Source organism: Sulfitobacter sp., assembly GCF_041552635.1.
Taxonomy (GTDB): domain Bacteria; phylum Pseudomonadota; class Alphaproteobacteria; order Rhodobacterales; family Rhodobacteraceae; genus Sulfitobacter.
In genome coordinates this window covers 1-14,580 of record NZ_JBFEKM010000110.1, presented here as the reverse complement: position 1 = coordinate 14,580, position 14,580 = coordinate 1, and the positions used below count along the sequence as shown (strand labels likewise).

The 14,580-nt window shown below is 57.1% G+C and carries 16 protein-coding genes; 8 read left to right on the top strand and 8 right to left on the bottom strand.

The genetic code is table 11. The annotated features are described in order from the left end of the window. A partial coding sequence (locus ABYT07_RS13500; RefSeq protein ID WP_372992390.1) for a zinc ABC transporter substrate-binding protein occupies positions 1–705 on the top strand: 705 nt, incomplete at its 5' end. A gap of 129 nt (positions 706–834) precedes the next feature. Here the strand turns inward: ABYT07_RS13500 and ABYT07_RS13495 are convergent. Together ABYT07_RS13495 and ABYT07_RS13490 are read right to left on the bottom strand one after the other, a co-directional pair. Next, the gene (locus tag ABYT07_RS13495) at positions 835–2,865 is read right to left on the bottom strand and encodes a PhoX family phosphatase (protein WP_372992388.1); all 2,031 of its coding nucleotides are present in this window, start codon (positions 2,863–2,865) and stop codon (positions 835–837) included. Positions 2,866–2,962: 97 nt separating this feature from the next. Beyond that, positions 2,963–4,174 (bottom strand): FAD-binding domain-containing protein, encoded by a 1,212-nt coding sequence (locus tag ABYT07_RS13490; RefSeq protein WP_372992386.1) that lies wholly within the window; start codon positions 4,172–4,174, stop codon positions 2,963–2,965. A 138-nt stretch (positions 4,175–4,312) separates the two neighbouring features. On the opposite strand from ABYT07_RS13490, the gene ABYT07_RS13485 reads away from it, so the two are divergent. The 6 genes from ABYT07_RS13485 (at position 4,313) to ABYT07_RS13460 (ending at position 8,324) form a co-directional block, all read left to right on the top strand. Then, positions 4,313–4,960, top strand: coding sequence for an ATP-dependent Clp protease proteolytic subunit (locus ABYT07_RS13485; protein ID WP_372992384.1), 648 nt, complete (start codon positions 4,313–4,315; stop codon positions 4,958–4,960). A 130-nt stretch (positions 4,961–5,090) separates the two neighbouring features. Next, positions 5,091–6,356, top strand: coding sequence for an ATP-dependent Clp protease ATP-binding subunit ClpX (clpX, locus tag ABYT07_RS13480; protein WP_372992382.1), 1,266 nt, complete (start codon positions 5,091–5,093; stop codon positions 6,354–6,356). A gap of 152 nt (positions 6,357–6,508) precedes the next feature. Further along, entirely contained in the window at positions 6,509–6,871 is a 363-nt protein-coding gene (locus ABYT07_RS13475; protein ID WP_372992380.1) for a RidA family protein, read from the top strand. Between the two features lie 261 nt (positions 6,872–7,132). Beyond that, a complete protein-coding gene (locus ABYT07_RS13470; RefSeq protein ID WP_372992378.1) occupies positions 7,133–7,516 on the top strand; it encodes an NADH:ubiquinone oxidoreductase subunit NDUFA12 in 384 nt (127 codons plus the stop codon). Positions 7,517–7,521: 5 nt separating this feature from the next. Continuing rightward, positions 7,522–7,971: an outer membrane lipid asymmetry maintenance protein MlaD gene (mlaD, locus tag ABYT07_RS13465; protein WP_372992376.1), complete on the top strand. Its 450-nt coding sequence runs from the start codon at positions 7,522–7,524 to the stop codon at positions 7,969–7,971. Continuing rightward, the gene (locus tag ABYT07_RS13460; RefSeq protein WP_372992374.1) at positions 7,971–8,324 is read left to right on the top strand and encodes a DUF2155 domain-containing protein; all 354 of its coding nucleotides are present in this window, start codon (positions 7,971–7,973) and stop codon (positions 8,322–8,324) included. Before mlaD ends, ABYT07_RS13460 begins: the two co-directional genes overlap by 1 nt. Here ABYT07_RS13460 and aat read toward each other — a convergent pair. The 3 genes from aat to accB are packed head-to-tail and all read right to left on the bottom strand — an operon-like array spanning position 8,288 to position 10,773. Next, positions 8,288–8,923, bottom strand: a complete 636-nt coding sequence (gene aat / locus ABYT07_RS13455; RefSeq protein ID WP_372992372.1) for a leucyl/phenylalanyl-tRNA--protein transferase — start codon at positions 8,921–8,923, stop codon at positions 8,288–8,290. The two genes, ABYT07_RS13460 and aat, sit on opposite strands and share 37 nt — an antisense overlap. Further along, a complete protein-coding gene (accC, locus tag ABYT07_RS13450; protein WP_372992370.1) occupies positions 8,916–10,268 on the bottom strand; it encodes an acetyl-CoA carboxylase biotin carboxylase subunit in 1,353 nt (450 codons plus the stop codon). Before accC ends, aat begins: the two co-directional genes overlap by 8 nt. Before the next feature lie 10 nt (positions 10,269–10,278). After that, a complete protein-coding gene (accB, locus tag ABYT07_RS13445) occupies positions 10,279–10,773 on the bottom strand; it encodes an acetyl-CoA carboxylase biotin carboxyl carrier protein (protein ID WP_372992368.1) in 495 nt (164 codons plus the stop codon). Between the two features lie 143 nt (positions 10,774–10,916). Here accB and ABYT07_RS13440 point away from each other — a divergent pair, with 143 nt between their 5' ends. Continuing rightward, a complete protein-coding gene (locus ABYT07_RS13440) occupies positions 10,917–12,410 on the top strand; it encodes a class I adenylate-forming enzyme family protein (RefSeq protein WP_372992366.1) in 1,494 nt (497 codons plus the stop codon). 80 nt (positions 12,411–12,490) lie between these two features. On the opposite strand, the gene ABYT07_RS13435 is transcribed toward ABYT07_RS13440, so the two are convergent. The 3 genes from ABYT07_RS13435 to ABYT07_RS13425 form a co-directional block, all read right to left on the bottom strand. After that, positions 12,491–13,246, bottom strand: a complete 756-nt coding sequence (locus ABYT07_RS13435) for an ABC transporter ATP-binding protein (protein ID WP_372992364.1) — start codon at positions 13,244–13,246, stop codon at positions 12,491–12,493. Positions 13,247–13,290: 44 nt separating this feature from the next. Continuing rightward, positions 13,291–14,055: an ABC transporter ATP-binding protein gene (locus ABYT07_RS13430; protein WP_372992362.1), complete on the bottom strand. Its 765-nt coding sequence runs from the start codon at positions 14,053–14,055 to the stop codon at positions 13,291–13,293. Positions 14,056–14,067: 12 nt separating this feature from the next. Next, positions 14,068–14,580, bottom strand: a 513-nt coding sequence (locus ABYT07_RS13425) for a branched-chain amino acid ABC transporter permease (RefSeq protein WP_372992360.1), incomplete at its 5' end; no start/stop codon positions are given.

Genomic DNA, 14,580 nt, shown 5'->3' with positions numbered 1-14,580 from the left:
GGGACTGAAGTGTTAGAGAACCGAAGCGGCGTTGCGTTTGAGGCGCATGAGCATGCTCATGATGCGCATGACATGGACGGGCATGATGACCACGCAGACCACGATGACCATGCAGACCATGCAGACCACGCCGCCGATAGCGATCATGACGCCCACACGGACCACGATGATCACGCAGCGGAAGGCGGGATGGACCCGCATATGTGGCTTGATCCTGTGAATGCCTCTTTCTGGCTGGGTACAATCGCAGAGGCATTAGCGCAGATTGATCCCGATCATGGGGATACCTACCGCGCCAATGCGGCCAAGGGACAGGCGGATTTGGCTGCTTTGACTGCGACGTTGGAAACAGAACTTGCGCCCTTGCAAGGCAGGCCATTTGTCGTTTTCCACGACGCGTATCATTACTTCGAGGCACGGTTTGGCACCGAAGCCAGCGCAGCCATTTCACTCAGCGATGGTGCAGCACCCAGTGCTGCGCGGCTGACCGAATTGCGCCACGTGATCGAGGATGCAAATGCAGTGTGCATCTTTACGGAACCGCAATTCAATCCCGGTCTTGTGGCGGCATTGGACGGGGATGGTCGGCTGAAAACGGCAGCCCTTGACCCGCTTGGGGCCGAGCTGACCTTGGGCGCGACGCTGTACCCCGAATTGATCCAAAGCCTTGCAGCGTCCTTTGTTGATTGTCTGTCAGACGGCTGACGACACCGTTGACGGAAATATGTGAAACAGAAATTGCGCCCAAAGATTGCTCTTTGGGCGCATTGCGTAATGAAGATTTATTTTTTTGTAATGACGTAAGGGTAAGGTCAAACAGTGACCAAATCCTGATCAGACGGCGATTTTACCGCCACCTTGTTTTGTGATGACCACGACGGCGGGGCGCGGTGGCATGGTGGGGTCAAAATCGGGCCAGCGGGTCGCTGGATCCTCGAATGTGCTGTCACGCTCGAACCCGGCAAAGTTCTTGGTGCCGTCTGTGCCTGGATGCTGGACCGCGACGAACAGTGTTTCGCCGTCTTCGGTAAAGTAGGGGCCGCACATCTCGCCGCCCACAGGGCAGCGATAGAACAGCTTGGAGGTGCCGCGCGCGTCGCCTTCTGTTTCGACCGCATAAAGGCCGTCAGACTTGCCGGTCTTGTTCCAGCTGCCGCCCTGATCCGTGCTGACCCAAAGCCGCCCGTCAGCGTCGATCGCACAGTTGTCCGGGCTGCCGAACCAACCGTTTTCCGATGTTTCGGGGTTCCACTGGGCGCCGACCTCGGTCAGGGATGGATCGCCGCATTTTACCAGGATCGACCATGTGCCCGCAGTTGCCGCGTGGTTGCCGCCGTCTTCCTTGATCTCGATGATGTGACCAAAGCTGCTTTTGGCGCGGGGATTTGCAGGGTTCAGGTCGTCTTCGCCGCGTTTGGTGTTGTTGGTCAGCATGATATAGGCTGTGCCATCGCCACGCGGTTGCGCGTCTTCGGGGCGGTCCATCGGGGTGGCCCCCAGCAGATCGGCCGCGATGCGGGTGTCGATCATCACGTCGCCTTGATCATTGAACCCGTTTTCGACCGTCAACGGGCCTTCGCCATGGATCAGCGGCAGCCAAGCGACAGTGCCGTCTTCGTCAAATCGGGCGACATAAAGCGTGCCATCGCTAAGCAGATTGGAATTGGCTGCGCGGTCGTCGGATACCTTGCCGCCAGAGACGTATTTGTATTGGTAATCAAAGCGGTTGTCGTCGCCCATATAGACCACCAGACGGCCATCGCTGGACACGGTTGTTTCGGCCCCTTCGTGGCGGAAACGGCCCAACGCGGTGTGTTTGATCGGGGTCGAGGTCGGGTCCATCGGGTCCACTTCGACGACCCAGCCGAATTTGTTCGGTGCGTGGGGTTCTTTGTCGATGTTAAACCGGTCGTACTGCTGGCCCCAAGCATACCACATCCCCGGCACGCCATAGCGTTTCTGCGATGCAGCTTCGCTGCTGGCGGGGTCGATCACGGGTTTGCCGTCGGCGTCCAGATTGTTGGTCCAGTAATAACCGTGGAAGTTTTCCTCGGCCATCAGCCAGGTGCCCCAAGGGGTCATGCCGCCGGCGCAGTTGTTCAGCGTGCCGATGACTTTGGTGCCGGTGGGGTCGTCGTTGGTTTGCAACCGCTTGTGACCTGCGGCGGGGCCGTCAAGGATCATCGCCGTGTCCAGTGGTGTGATACGGCGGTTCATTTTGCCGTCGCGCACGACCTGCCATGCACCAGAGGCGTCCTTGGCGATTTCGACGACCGATCCGCCATGGGCGGCCATCTCGATGTCGATCAGTTCGGGCGTCATGCCGGAAAATTCAACGTTATCCTGACGGCCAAGACCGGGGAACATGACCTCTTCGTTGGTGTATTCGTGGTTTACGCACAGCAAACCACGGCTGCCATCGTCATTCAGCGGCACAAAACCGACGTAGTCGTTGTTATAGCCGAATTGTTTCAGCTGTGCTGCGGCAGTCTGGTTCATCACGTCGAATTCTGGCGCATCGGCTGTGATGGGATCGCCCCAGCGAAGCAAAACCTGCGCATCATACCCGTCGGCGACATGGTGGTTTTCGTCGTTGCCCCATGTCAGTTCATCAAACGCATAGCGGCTGTCTTGGGCTGCGGCCTGCGATTGGCTGGGGGCGATCAGCGCCGAGGTGCCAAAAAGCGTCGTTGTTGCGGTGACCCCCAGCATGCCCTGCAAGACATTCCGGCGGCCATAACGCGCATTGATCACATCACCGATTGTGCGCTCAAGGTTGGGGTTTGTCGGGATATCGTCAAAAGCCTCATAGGCTTCGGCCTTGTTTCCGATCATGGGGTCGTTGATGATGTCGCGCCGTGTCATGGCTGCTCCTGCAGTTGGGTGTTTGTATCGTGGCCTAAATCCCGTAATTTTGTCACAGTATTGTGCCTGCTGGATGAAAGTTTTGTGACAGGGCGCGTCAGGTTATCAACCCCAGCAATTTGGGGATATGGGCGCGGAACTTGAAAAAACCTGCTGTGGCCAGTGGCCAGGCCGTTGCATCCAAACGCGCGCGGGCCCGGATCAGGGGCGGCCCATCGGACAGGGTGTCATGGGCATCAAGCACGGCTTTCGTCGGACCAACCGGCGCGTCAGCTGTGATCAGTTGGGCAAACCCTTGATCTTGTGCCCAAGCTTTTAGCGCCTGCGCTGACGTCAGGGGGGCGCTTGCGGGGCCAATCCGGTCGGCCAATTTGCGGTGCATGTCCTGCGCTGCTTGTTCCCTAAAGGCCCCTACATGCGGTGCCATCTGCCAGGGGGTCTGATCTGCGGTGGCGATCAGGGTCACATGGCCCGCAAGCGGCGGGGCATCGGTGAGGATATGTGCAGGGTTCAGGTTGTCTTCGTGCAGAATCAATCCGGTTGGTAGGGCCCGGTCCGGCTGGCGCGGGTCCCAAAGCGGTGTCGGATCAGGATGTGCAGGTGTAGCAAGGGGCGCGGCTTGGCCGGCAAGGCCCGTGACCTCCGTAAAACGGCCATGGGTAAACTTTGCGATATTTTCTGGCGTGGCAATGTACGGCTTGCCGATCGTCTGAAGGCCCGCAACCCATTTCCACCCCAGCGTGTTGGATGCAGGGCAGCCGTCAAGCAAGTGCCGCAAAAAGAAATCCGCGCCCAATTGCCACGGCAATTCAAGAGTATGCACCCAGATGGACGCAAACCACATGCGCGCGTGATTGTGCAAATAACCGCTGCGGACCAAATCATGTGCCCATGCGTCAAACGGGGCTATTCCAGTTTGACCCAGACAGGCGCTTTGCCAGCGTTGGCGCAAGCCGGACTGCGTCTGTACCTGATTGAAAAGGTGTTTCAGATCAGCTTGATAGCTGTCCCAAACGGCGGGGCGCAAGGCCAGCCATCCCTGCCAATAGCTGCGCCACAGGACTTCGGCGATAAAATGATCCGCCTCTTTTGGGCTGTGGTGGTCCAGAACCGCGCGCAGCACCTCGGACTGCGATAGCACTCCGCTGCGCAGATAGGGCGACAGGGCCGATACCGCGCCGGGATCTTTGGCGCTGCCCTCGTAGTTGCGCCCTATGGCATATTTTTGCCCCGCATCGGGGGCAAAATTTTTCAGCCTTTCAAGGCCAGCGGCGCGGGTCGGTTCAAAATTTGTTAATAGGTTTGTCATATGGCGCGACTTAGCCCTGCGGCGCGCAGGATCAACTGGATCGGTTACCCCCCCTTGAACCCCAAGTTGGGCGCGACTAATCTGTAGGTAAGGGTTTCGCGGGTATGGTCCCGCGAACGGCACAATCAGGCAGGCTTTATGAACGATCCCTATGAAACATACATGAACACGCTTGTCCCTATGGTGGTCGAACAGACCAGCCGGGGCGAACGCGCGTACGACATTTTCTCGCGACTTTTGAAAGAACGGATTATTTTCCTGTCCGGCCCGGTGCATGACGGCATGTCATCGCTGATCGTGGCGCAGCTTTTGCACCTCGAGGCGGAAAACCCGTCCAAGGAAATCTCGATGTATATCAACAGCCCCGGCGGTGTCGTGACCTCTGGTTTGTCGATCTATGACACGATGCAATACATCAAACCAAAGGTGTCCACGCTGGTGATCGGGCAGGCGGCCTCTATGGGGTCCTTGCTGTTGCAAGCCGGTGAAAAAGGCATGCGTTTCTCACTGCCCAACAGCCGCGTTATGGTGCACCAGCCGTCTGGCGGCTATCAGGGGCAGGCGACAGACATCATGATTCATGCGCAGGAAACGCAAAAGCTGAAAACGCGCCTGAACGAGATTTACGTGAAACACACCGGTCAGCCGCTGGAAAAAGTCGAAGCAGCCCTTGAGCGGGACAATTTCATGTCCCCCGAAGAGGCGAAGGATTGGGGCCTGATTGACGAGATCGTCGAAAATCGTGGCAAAATGGATGACCCAAGCGCCGATAAAAAGGGCAAGTAAACCGGACAGGCGCGGTCTATGATTTTGCGATTGTGGACCGCGCACCGCTGGCCTAAGCTGGCTAGGAACAAGACATAAGTGCACGCCCAAGTGGCGGGCAAGATCAAACGACAGACCTGAAAGGGTTGAAATGGCCAATACTTCGAGCAGCGACAGCAAAAACACTCTCTACTGCAGCTTTTGTGGTAAAAGCCAGCACGAGGTGCGCAAGCTGATTGCGGGCCCGACCGTCTTCATTTGCGATGAATGCGTTGAGCTGTGCATGGATATCATCCGTGAGGAAACCAAAGCCTCCGGGTTGAAGGCCACGGACGGTGTGCCGACCCCGAAAGATATTTGTGATGTGCTGGATGACTATGTCATCGGCCAGGCGATGGCCAAAAAGGTTCTGTCTGTTGCCGTGCACAACCACTACAAACGCTTGAACCACGCCCAAAAAGGCGGCGATATCGAGCTGGCGAAATCCAACATTCTGCTGATCGGCCCGACCGGTTGCGGTAAAACGCTGTTGGCACAGACGCTGGCGCGTATTTTGGATGTACCGTTCACGATGGCGGATGCGACCACCTTGACCGAAGCCGGTTATGTGGGGGAAGATGTTGAAAACATCATCCTTAAATTGCTGCAATCGTCCGAGTATAATGTTGAGCGGGCGCAGCGCGGCATCGTCTATATCGATGAAGTTGATAAAATTACGCGCAAATCCGAAAATCCGTCGATCACCCGCGATGTGTCGGGCGAGGGCGTTCAACAAGCATTGCTGAAGCTGATGGAAGGTACGGTTGCATCCGTTCCGCCACAAGGTGGGCGTAAGCATCCGCAGCAGGAATTCCTGCAAGTGGACACGACCAACATCCTGTTCATCTGCGGCGGTGCATTTGCGGGGCTTGACCGGATTATTGCAGCGCGCGGTAAAGGGTCGGCCATGGGCTTTGGTGCCGATGTGCGCGACAAGGATGCCCGCGGGATTGGAGAGATCTTTACCGATCTTGAGCCGGAAGATCTGTTGAAATTCGGTCTGATCCCGGAATTCGTCGGTCGTTTGCCTGTACTCGCAACGCTTGAAGATCTTGACGAGGACGCGTTGGTTACGATCCTGACCCAGCCTAAGAACGCATTGGTCAAGCAATACCAGCGCTTGTTCGAGATTGAAGACACGCAGCTGACGTTCACCGATGATGCGCTTGCAGCGATTGCGAAACGTGCGATTGAACGCAAGACTGGCGCGCGCGGTCTGCGCTCGATCCTCGAAGATATCTTGCTGGATACAATGTTTGACTTGCCCGGCATGGACACCGTGACCGAGGTGGTCGTGAACGAAGAGGCTGTCATGTCTGACGCCGCACCGTTGATGATCCACGCCGAGGCCGACAAAGAACCCGCAACGGCCGGCTAAACCTTTTGCATATATTTTGAACGAGGCGTGCCAGAAATGGTGCGCCTTTTTCTTTTGAAAGTAGTTCTTTAGGTGTCAGCCGCTTCTTGGGTCTTGACCCTTGCCCGAAGTCGGGATTTGTCAGTGACAACAATCATCCAAAGGAACACCAGATGGTACAACGTATTTTTTCGGGCGGAGAGTTCGAGGCAAAGATCGGTTATTGCCGTGCAGTCGTCGCAGGCGGATTCATTCATGTGGCAGGCACCGTCGGGCAGGGGGATACCGTCACAGACCAGTGCCGTGCAGCCCTTGAAACGATCAAAGGCGCGCTTGAGCAAGCCGGTGCGACATTGGCCGACGTTGTGCGTGTGAACTACTATCTGCCCGACCGGTCCGAGTTCGAACCATGCTGGCCGATCCTGGCCGAGACCTTTGGGGCCAACCCGCCTGCCGCCACGATGATCGAATGCGGGCTGATTGATTCAAAATACCGGATCGAAATTGAAGTAACGGCTTTGGCACCCACCGCTTGATCGCAATCTGACAGGGATGGGCTTCGTCGTGGTCCTATGCGCAACGGCGACAGGCGTGCCCATCCTTGGCCCAAGATTTCAAGATGAAGCCCACATTGCGGCAGCAAAGGGTCGACATCTGTGTCGAACGCTGCCAATTTTCCATAGATTCCGGCAACATCGCGCGGACTGAACCATAAAATCGGCGGGCAGCTGCCCACCGGCTACTGGACGTAGGCGCGCTGATGGGGCATAGACAATCCAAAGCTTCAGGAGACCTTCATGGGCATTCTCACTTCTCTTTTGCGCAGCGCGACCTGGTGGAACGGCCAGACGCTGAACACGCAACTGTTTACTTGGCGCAAAGGCACCAAAGTGGGCGAGGATGCCCAAGGCAATATTTATTACCGCAATGCTGATGACAGCAAACGCTGGGTGATCTTTAACGGAGAGGTTGAGGCGTCGCGCATTAACCCTGATTGGCACGGCTGGTTGCACCGGACGTGGAACGAGACACCAGAAGACAAGCCTTTGGTTCATAAAGCATGGGAAAAGCCGCATCAGGAAAACCTGACCGGCACCGCGCTTGCCTATGCGCCAGCTGGGTCTATCCGCCGTGAACATCCAAAGGACCGCGGCGATTACGAGGCTTGGAGCCCGGAATAATAACCATGCGCGAAGACCTGCCCGAAATCATGGTGGGCGGTGTCGTTTTGGCCGCTGCAATTGGATTTGCACTTTATGCGGGCCAAGCTGCGGGGCTGACGGGGCCGCGCGATTCCTATGTGTTAAAGGCCAGCTTTCGCAGCCTTGAGGGGATTGATGTCGGCACGGATTTGCGTCTGGCCGGGGTTAAAATCGGCAAAGTCACGGATGTTGCGCTAAACGCCGACACGTACCGCGCCGAGACTGTGGTCGCGATTAATGACGGCATTGAAATTCCCGATGATAGTGCGCTTGTCGTATCCTCCGAAGGGTTGTTGGGCGGGAATTATATGGAAATTGTGCCGGGTGGTTCGCCTTTCTATTTCTCGGACGGGGACGTGATCAGCGACACGCAAGGTGCTGTCAGTCTGATCTCTCTTTTGCTGAAATTCGTATCCGGACAAGGGGATAACTGATGCGCAAGATATTGGTATTACTGGCGGTTCTGGCATCGCCACTGCATGCGCAGCAAGCCACCAGTGCCTCTGGCGGGGTATTGCGCGCATTGGATAAAGTATCTGGTGCCGCGCATGACATCGAAATGAGGCGGGGACAGACCGCACGGGTCGGCAATCTGGATGTGTTGATGACCGACTGCCGCTTTCCAAAGGGTAACCCCGCTGGCGACGCCTATGTGGAGCTTGAGATCAAGACAACAGGCCGTGACGACAAGTTGTTTTCCGGCTGGATGATTGCATCATCGCCAGCGCTCTCCGCGCTGGAGCATCCGCGCTACGATATTTGGGCCATCCGCTGCACCACGTCCTGAGGCGTGGCAGGCGCGGGTGCCACAAAACTTGCGCTATGCTGCTGCGCATCATCGAGTAATTTTTGATATGCGGCGCGTGGGATTTCGACCGCCCCGAGCGACGCCAGATGATCGGTCAAGAATTGGGTATCGAACAGCGTGAAACCACCACGGCGCAACCGGTCCACCAGACAGGCCAACGCGATCTTTGACGCGTTTGTCCGCCGCGAGAACATGCTTTCGCCAAAAAATGCGGACCCTAGCGTGACGCCGTAAACTCCGCCGACCAGTTCTGGTCCTTCCCACACCTCAAGGGAATGGGCCGATCCACGTGCGTGCAGATCAAGGTAAAGCGTAAAGATCTGTTCGTTGATCCAGGTTTCAGCGCGGTCTGCGCAGCCTTCAACCACGTCGCTAAAGGCGGTGTTCACTGTGATGGTAAATTCGGTCCGGCGCATGGCGCGCGCCAGACTGCGCGAGATGTGAAAGCTGTCCAACGGAAATATGCCGCGCTGCCGCGGGTCGACCCAGAAAATTTCCGGGTCGTCGCGATGTTCGGCCATTGGGAAGACCCCGATCGCATAGCCGCGCAGCAGCAGTTCCGGTGTCAGGTCAGGCATTGCCCAGATTTGTTTCCAGCCAATGTTCCAGCCAGTGGATGTTGTAATCCCCTGTCAGGACATCTTTTTCCTGCAACAGCGCGTGGAACAAAGGAATGGTGGTATCCACACCGTCCACGATCAACTCACCCAAGGCGCGGTTCAAACGGGCCAACGCTTCGGGGCGGTCCCGGCCATGCACGATCAATTTGCCGATCAAGCTGTCGTAATAAGGTGGGATCGAATAGCCATCATACAGCGCACTGTCCATCCGCACACCAAGGCCACCCGGCGCATGATATTGCGTGATTTTGCCGGGGCAGGGCGAAAAGTTTGGCAATTTTTCCGCGTTGATCCGCACCTCGATGGCGTGGCCGTTGATCTTGAGGTCTTCTTGTTTGAAAGACATGTCCAAACCGGCTGCAACGCGGATTTGTTCGCGTACCAGATCGACGCCAAAGATGCCTTCGGTGACGGGATGTTCGACCTGAAGGCGGGTGTTCATCTCGATGAAATAGAACTCGCCGTTCTCGTACAGAAATTCAATCGTTCCAGCACCGATGTAGTTGATGTTGGCCATCGCATCCGCACAAACCTTGCCGATACGTTCGCGCTCGGATTGGGTGATCGACGGGCCGGGGGCCTCTTCGAATACCTTTTGGTGGCGGCGTTGCAGCGAACAATCGCGTTCGCCCAGATGCACGGCGCGGCCTTTGCCATCGCCAAACACCTGAATTTCGATGTGGCGCGGCGTGGTCAGATATTTCTCGATATAGACTTCGTCGTTGCCAAAGTTCGATTTGCCTTCGGCGCGGGCGGTCATAAAGGCGCGTTCCATGTCAGCGGCGGTTTGCGCGACTTTCATGCCCTTGCCACCGCCGCCAGCCGTGGCTTTGATGATCACAGGATAGCCGATTTCTTCGCCGATGCGCTTGGCATCTTCCAACGTTGGTACACCGCCGTCAGACCCCGGCACGCAGGGCACGCCCAGTTCTTTCATGGTGTCCTTGGCGGTGATCTTGTCGCCCATGATGCGGATATGCGCAGCAGTGGGACCGATGAAGGTCAGGCCATGGTCTTCGAGAATCTGAACAAAGCCAGCGTTTTCCGACAGAAACCCATATCCGGGGTGGATTGCCTCGGCTCCGGTGATTTCGCAGGCGGCAACGATGGACGGGATCGACAGATAGGATTGCTGCGACGACGGTGGGCCGATGCAGACAGATTCGTCAGCCATGCGCACGTGCATCGCGTCGCTGTCAGCGGTGGAATGTACCGCTACCGACCCGATGCCCATTTCGCGCGCGGCGCGGATCACGCGCAACGCGATCTCTCCCCGGTTGGCGATAAGAATTTTATTAAACATTTTCAGCGCCTTATTCCAGGATCACCAAGGGGGCACCAAATTCGACGGCAGCACCATCATCGACCAGGATACGCTTGACGGTACCCCCACGCGGCGCTGGAATGTGGTTCATGGTTTTCATGGCTTCGACAATCAACAAGGTGTCGCCTTCGGCCACTTTGGTGCCGACGCTGATAAAGGACGGCGCACCGGGTTCTGCCTGCATATAGATCGTGCCGACCATCGGGGACACGACTGCGCCGGGATCGCTGGCAGGGTCATTGTTTTCAGATGGTGCAGGTGATGCCATCGCGGCAGGTGCGGGCGACGCCATCGGCGCAGGTGCCGCGTGCATCTGCTGGGGGGCCATAATTTGCTGTGGCGGTTTGCGGCTGACGCGCACATTCAGACTGTCGTCTTCAGCATAATCCCGCTTGACCTGAAGTTCTGTCAAATCGTTTTCGTTCAGCAATTCGGCAAGGGCACGGATAAAGGCCACATCTGCGTCATGGGTGTTTTTTGTCATATTTTCCTCAACCAGTCATAAGCGGGGGGCTGCGCCTGTAGCCCAAATCTGCCGTCTTATAGGCTATGGGGGCCGCCATGGAAAGCAACCAGTTGCCTAAGGGAAGGTTGCTTGCCAAAGTAGCCCGAAACGGGGGGATCATCATGAATTTGGCAATATGGCTGGCGCGAAGCGCCCAAGTGGGGCCAACCCGGCCAGCCTTGTTTTCAGGGCAGGTGCAGGTCGCCGATTATGGCAGCTTTGATGCACAGGCGCGGGCCGTGGCAGCATGGTTGATCGCGCAGGGGGTCGGGGCTGGGGACCGGGTTGCGATTTTTATGAAGAACACGCCGGACTATCTGATTGTTTTCTACGGCATTTGGTATGCTGGTGCCGCAGCGGTCCCGATCAACGCCAAGCTTCACCCGCGCGAGGCGGCGTTTGTCTTGCACGATTCCGGTACCAGAATTGTTTTTTGCAGTGACGGGTTGGCACCGGGACATGATACATCAATCAAGGTTGTCGTGGCCCCGTCCGACCCGTATCGCGAGATTTTGTCGACGCCGCCAGTAACGGCGGTCACCCCTCGCGATCCAAGCGATCTGGCATGGCTTTTTTATACCTCGGGCACGACGGGCAACCCCAAAGGGGTGATGATCAGCTATGGTATGGCCCTGTCTATGGCGCTTTGCTATCACAGTGACGTTGATCCTGTATCACCAGAGGATGTAGCACTTTATGCGGCACCCCTAAGTCATGGTGCAGGGCTTTATAACCTGATGCATGTCCAAAGGGGCGCGCGCCATGTCTGTCCTGCCTCGGGCGGGTTCAACGAAGATGAGATTCTTGATCTGGCAGCGCATTTCGGGCGTGTGCATATGTTCGCTGCCCCAACGATGGTCACGCGCCTGACAGCCCATGCGCGGGCAACGGGGCGTCGCGGCGACGGGCTGCGGACCGTCGTCTATGCTGGCGGGCCGATGTACACCGCTGACATCATAGACGCTGTGGATCATTTCGGGCCAGTCTTTGTGCAGATCTACGGCCAGGGCGAATGCCCGATGGGGATAACAGCCTTGCCGCGCGAAACTGTCAGCGACAGGTGCCATTCGAACTGGCGCGCACGGCTCGGCTCGGTCGGGCGGGCACAGTCGGCTGTCGAGGTACAGATCGGCGATGCGCAAGGTGATCCGCTGCCCGCGGGGGTGGCAGGCGAGATCATGGTACGCGGTCAAACGGTGATGTCAGCCTATTGGAATAACCCGCAGGCCACAGCCAAGACGTTGCAGGATGGCTGGCTGAAGACTGGGGATATTGGTGTGCTGGACGCCGACGGGTATCTGACGCTGCGGGACCGGAGCAAGGATATGATTATCACTGGCGGGTCCAATGTCTATCCACGCGAGGTCGAAGAGGTTCTGTTACAGCATTCAGACGTGATCGAGGCGTCGGTGATTGGCCGTTTGCACCCTGATTGGGGCGAAGAAGTGGTCGCATTTATCGTAGGCTGCGCGCCTGAAGCTGAGTTGGATGCACTATGCCTGTCGCAGATCGCCCGGTTTAAGCGCCCCAAGGCCTATGTGAGACTGGAAGCATTGCCAAAGAATAACTATGGCAAAGTTCTAAAGACGAAACTGCGTGAAATGGTAAAAACATAGCGCCGCAACGGACGCCGGAAAATTCGAATTTTCCGGTTCGGAATTTTTGAAAATTCCGCCGCCCGTTGCGATCAATGCGCTTAGATGGCGAGGTATTCCGCCCGCAGTTCGGCGTTGTTCAGCACTTCTTCTGCCGAACCGTCAAAGACGACGCTGCCGGTGTCCATAATCACCGCACGGTCTGCCAGTTTCAGCGCGCGCACGGCGTTTTGTTCCACCAGAATTGTGGTAATCCCTTGGGACTTGATCAAGGTCAGCGTTTTTTCGATCTCGTCCACGATCACGGGGGCCAGACCTTCATAGGGCTCGTCCAGCAGAAGCACCTTGATGTCACGGGCCAATGCACGGGCGATGGCAAGCATCTGCTGTTCACCACCTGACAGCGTCACACCCTCTTGTTTGCGGCGTTCCTTGAGGCGGGGGAAGAGCTCGTAAATCCGCTCAAGCGACCAGCCGATCGGGGGCGCAATTTGCGCCAGTTGCAGGTTTTCCTCGACTGTGAGGCCGGCGATGATCCGGCGGTCTTCGGGCACTAGTGCCATGCCATTTGCCGCGGCCTCGTGGCTGGCCATTTTGTGCAGCGGTTTGTGGTCAAGCCACACTTCGCCTTTGCGCAATTCCGGGTCGCCGATCTGCGCGATTGTCCGTAGGGTCGATGTTTTGCCCGCGCCGTTGCGGCCCAGAAGGGCGAGAATTTCGCCCTCGTGGACGTTAAAGCTGACGCCTTGCACGATATAGCTTTCGCCATAGTAGGCGTGGATATCCCACACCGACAGATAGGCGGGGGCGGTCGCCGCGTGGTTGGCGCTATTGGAAAAATCGGGGGTCGTGTTCATAATACTATCCTTACGAGAGGTGCGAGGCCGAGCCCCGCCCAACGTCATGCAGCGTCTTGAGATTCGCCCAGATATGCTTCGCGGACCTTGGGGTGGCCTTTGATGTTATCGGGGGTGTCTTCGACCAAGGGGGTGCCTTGCGCCAATACGGTGATCCGTTCGGCCAATGAGAACACCACATGCATGTCATGTTCGATGATGGCGATTGTGATGTCGCGCTCCTCTTTGATCTGTTTAAGCAGATCAATGGTGTTGTTGGTATCGGCGCGCGCCATCCCGGCTGTTGGTTCATCCAGCAGCAACAGTCGGGGGTCTTGTGCCAGACACATCGCGATCTCGAGGCGGCGTTTGTCACCACGCGACATGGATGCCGCGTGCATGTGACGTTTGTCTGCCAGCTTCATCTCGACCAGCATTTCCTCGGCTTTGTCCATGACATCGCGCTGGCTGCCGACCGAGTTATAGCCGTTCATCGCAAATGCCCCGTCACGTTTGGCAAAGCAGGGGATCATCATGTTTTCCTGCACGCTCAGATCGCCGAAAATCTCGGGGGTCTGGAACACGCGGGAAATGCCCATCTGGTTGATCTCGTAGGGTTTGCGCCCCAGCACCGATTGCCCGTCGAACATCACCGATCCGGTATCCGGGATCAGTTTGCCGACAAGGCAGTTCAGCAAGGTGGATTTGCCCGCGCCGTTTGGCCCGATGATGGCATGTACCGTGTTTTCGGCAATGTTCAGGTTCACATTGCCTAGCGCTTGCAGACCGCCAAAGCGCTTGTTGACGTTTTTGACTTCAAGAATATTCATCGCGTCCGCTCCTTATTCTGCTGGGGTTGTTTTGCCGTCAGGCGTTTCCGGGTCCGATTTCTTGCGGCCGAACAGGCGACCGATGCGTTGACCACCTTCGACCAGACCACCGGGCAAGAAGATCACGACCAGCATGAACAACAGACCCAAGGTCAGGTGCCAGCCTTTGCCCACGAAGGGGTGGATGATCGTGATGATGAAGTCTTCGATCCCGTCGGGCATGAAGGAAAACCAGCCATGCAGAACGTTGTCGTTGATCTTGGAGAAGATGTTTTCGAAGTACTTGATAAAACCCGCGCCCAATACTGGCCCAAGAAGGGTACCGGCACCGCCAAGGATCGTCATCAGAACAACTTCGCCCGATGCAGTCCATTGCATACGCTCGGCCCCGGCAAGCGGGTCCATCGAGGCCAGCAAACCACCTGCAAGACCAGCATACATGCCCGAGATGACAAAGGCCGCCAGCGTGTAAGGCTTGGTGTTCAAGCCGGTATAGTTCATGCGCTGCTGGTTCGATTTCACGGC

Bases quoted from the DNA above. Each gene is read 5' to 3' on its own strand.
- accB (WP_372992368.1), bottom strand. From the start codon at position 10,773: ATGACAAAAAACACCCATGACGCAGATGTGGCCTTTATCCGTGCCCTT.
- ABYT07_RS13460 (WP_372992374.1), top strand. From the start codon at position 7,971: ATGCGCAAGATATTGGTATTACTGGCGGTTCTGGCATCGCCACTGCAT.
- ABYT07_RS13495 (WP_372992388.1), bottom strand. From the start codon at position 2,865: ATGACACGGCGCGACATCATCAACGACCCCATGATCGGAAACAAGGCC.
- ABYT07_RS13490 (WP_372992386.1), bottom strand. From the start codon at position 4,174: ATGACAAACCTATTAACAAATTTTGAACCGACCCGCGCCGCTGGCCTT.
- ABYT07_RS13440 (WP_372992366.1), top strand. From the start codon at position 10,917: ATGAATTTGGCAATATGGCTGGCGCGAAGCGCCCAAGTGGGGCCAACC.
- mlaD (WP_372992376.1), top strand. From the start codon at position 7,522: ATGCGCGAAGACCTGCCCGAAATCATGGTGGGCGGTGTCGTTTTGGCC.
- ABYT07_RS13430 (WP_372992362.1), bottom strand. From the start codon at position 14,055: ATGAATATTCTTGAAGTCAAAAACGTCAACAAGCGCTTTGGCGGTCTG.
- ABYT07_RS13435 (WP_372992364.1), bottom strand. From the start codon at position 13,246: ATGAACACGACCCCCGATTTTTCCAATAGCGCCAACCACGCGGCGACC.
- aat (WP_372992372.1), bottom strand. From the start codon at position 8,923: ATGCCTGACCTGACACCGGAACTGCTGCTGCGCGGCTATGCGATCGGG.
- ABYT07_RS13485 (WP_372992384.1), top strand. From the start codon at position 4,313: ATGAACGATCCCTATGAAACATACATGAACACGCTTGTCCCTATGGTG.
- ABYT07_RS13470 (WP_372992378.1), top strand. From the start codon at position 7,133: ATGGGCATTCTCACTTCTCTTTTGCGCAGCGCGACCTGGTGGAACGGC.
- clpX (WP_372992382.1), top strand. From the start codon at position 5,091: ATGGCCAATACTTCGAGCAGCGACAGCAAAAACACTCTCTACTGCAGC.
- ABYT07_RS13475 (WP_372992380.1), top strand. From the start codon at position 6,509: ATGGTACAACGTATTTTTTCGGGCGGAGAGTTCGAGGCAAAGATCGGT.
- accC (WP_372992370.1), bottom strand. From the start codon at position 10,268: ATGTTTAATAAAATTCTTATCGCCAACCGGGGAGAGATCGCGTTGCGC.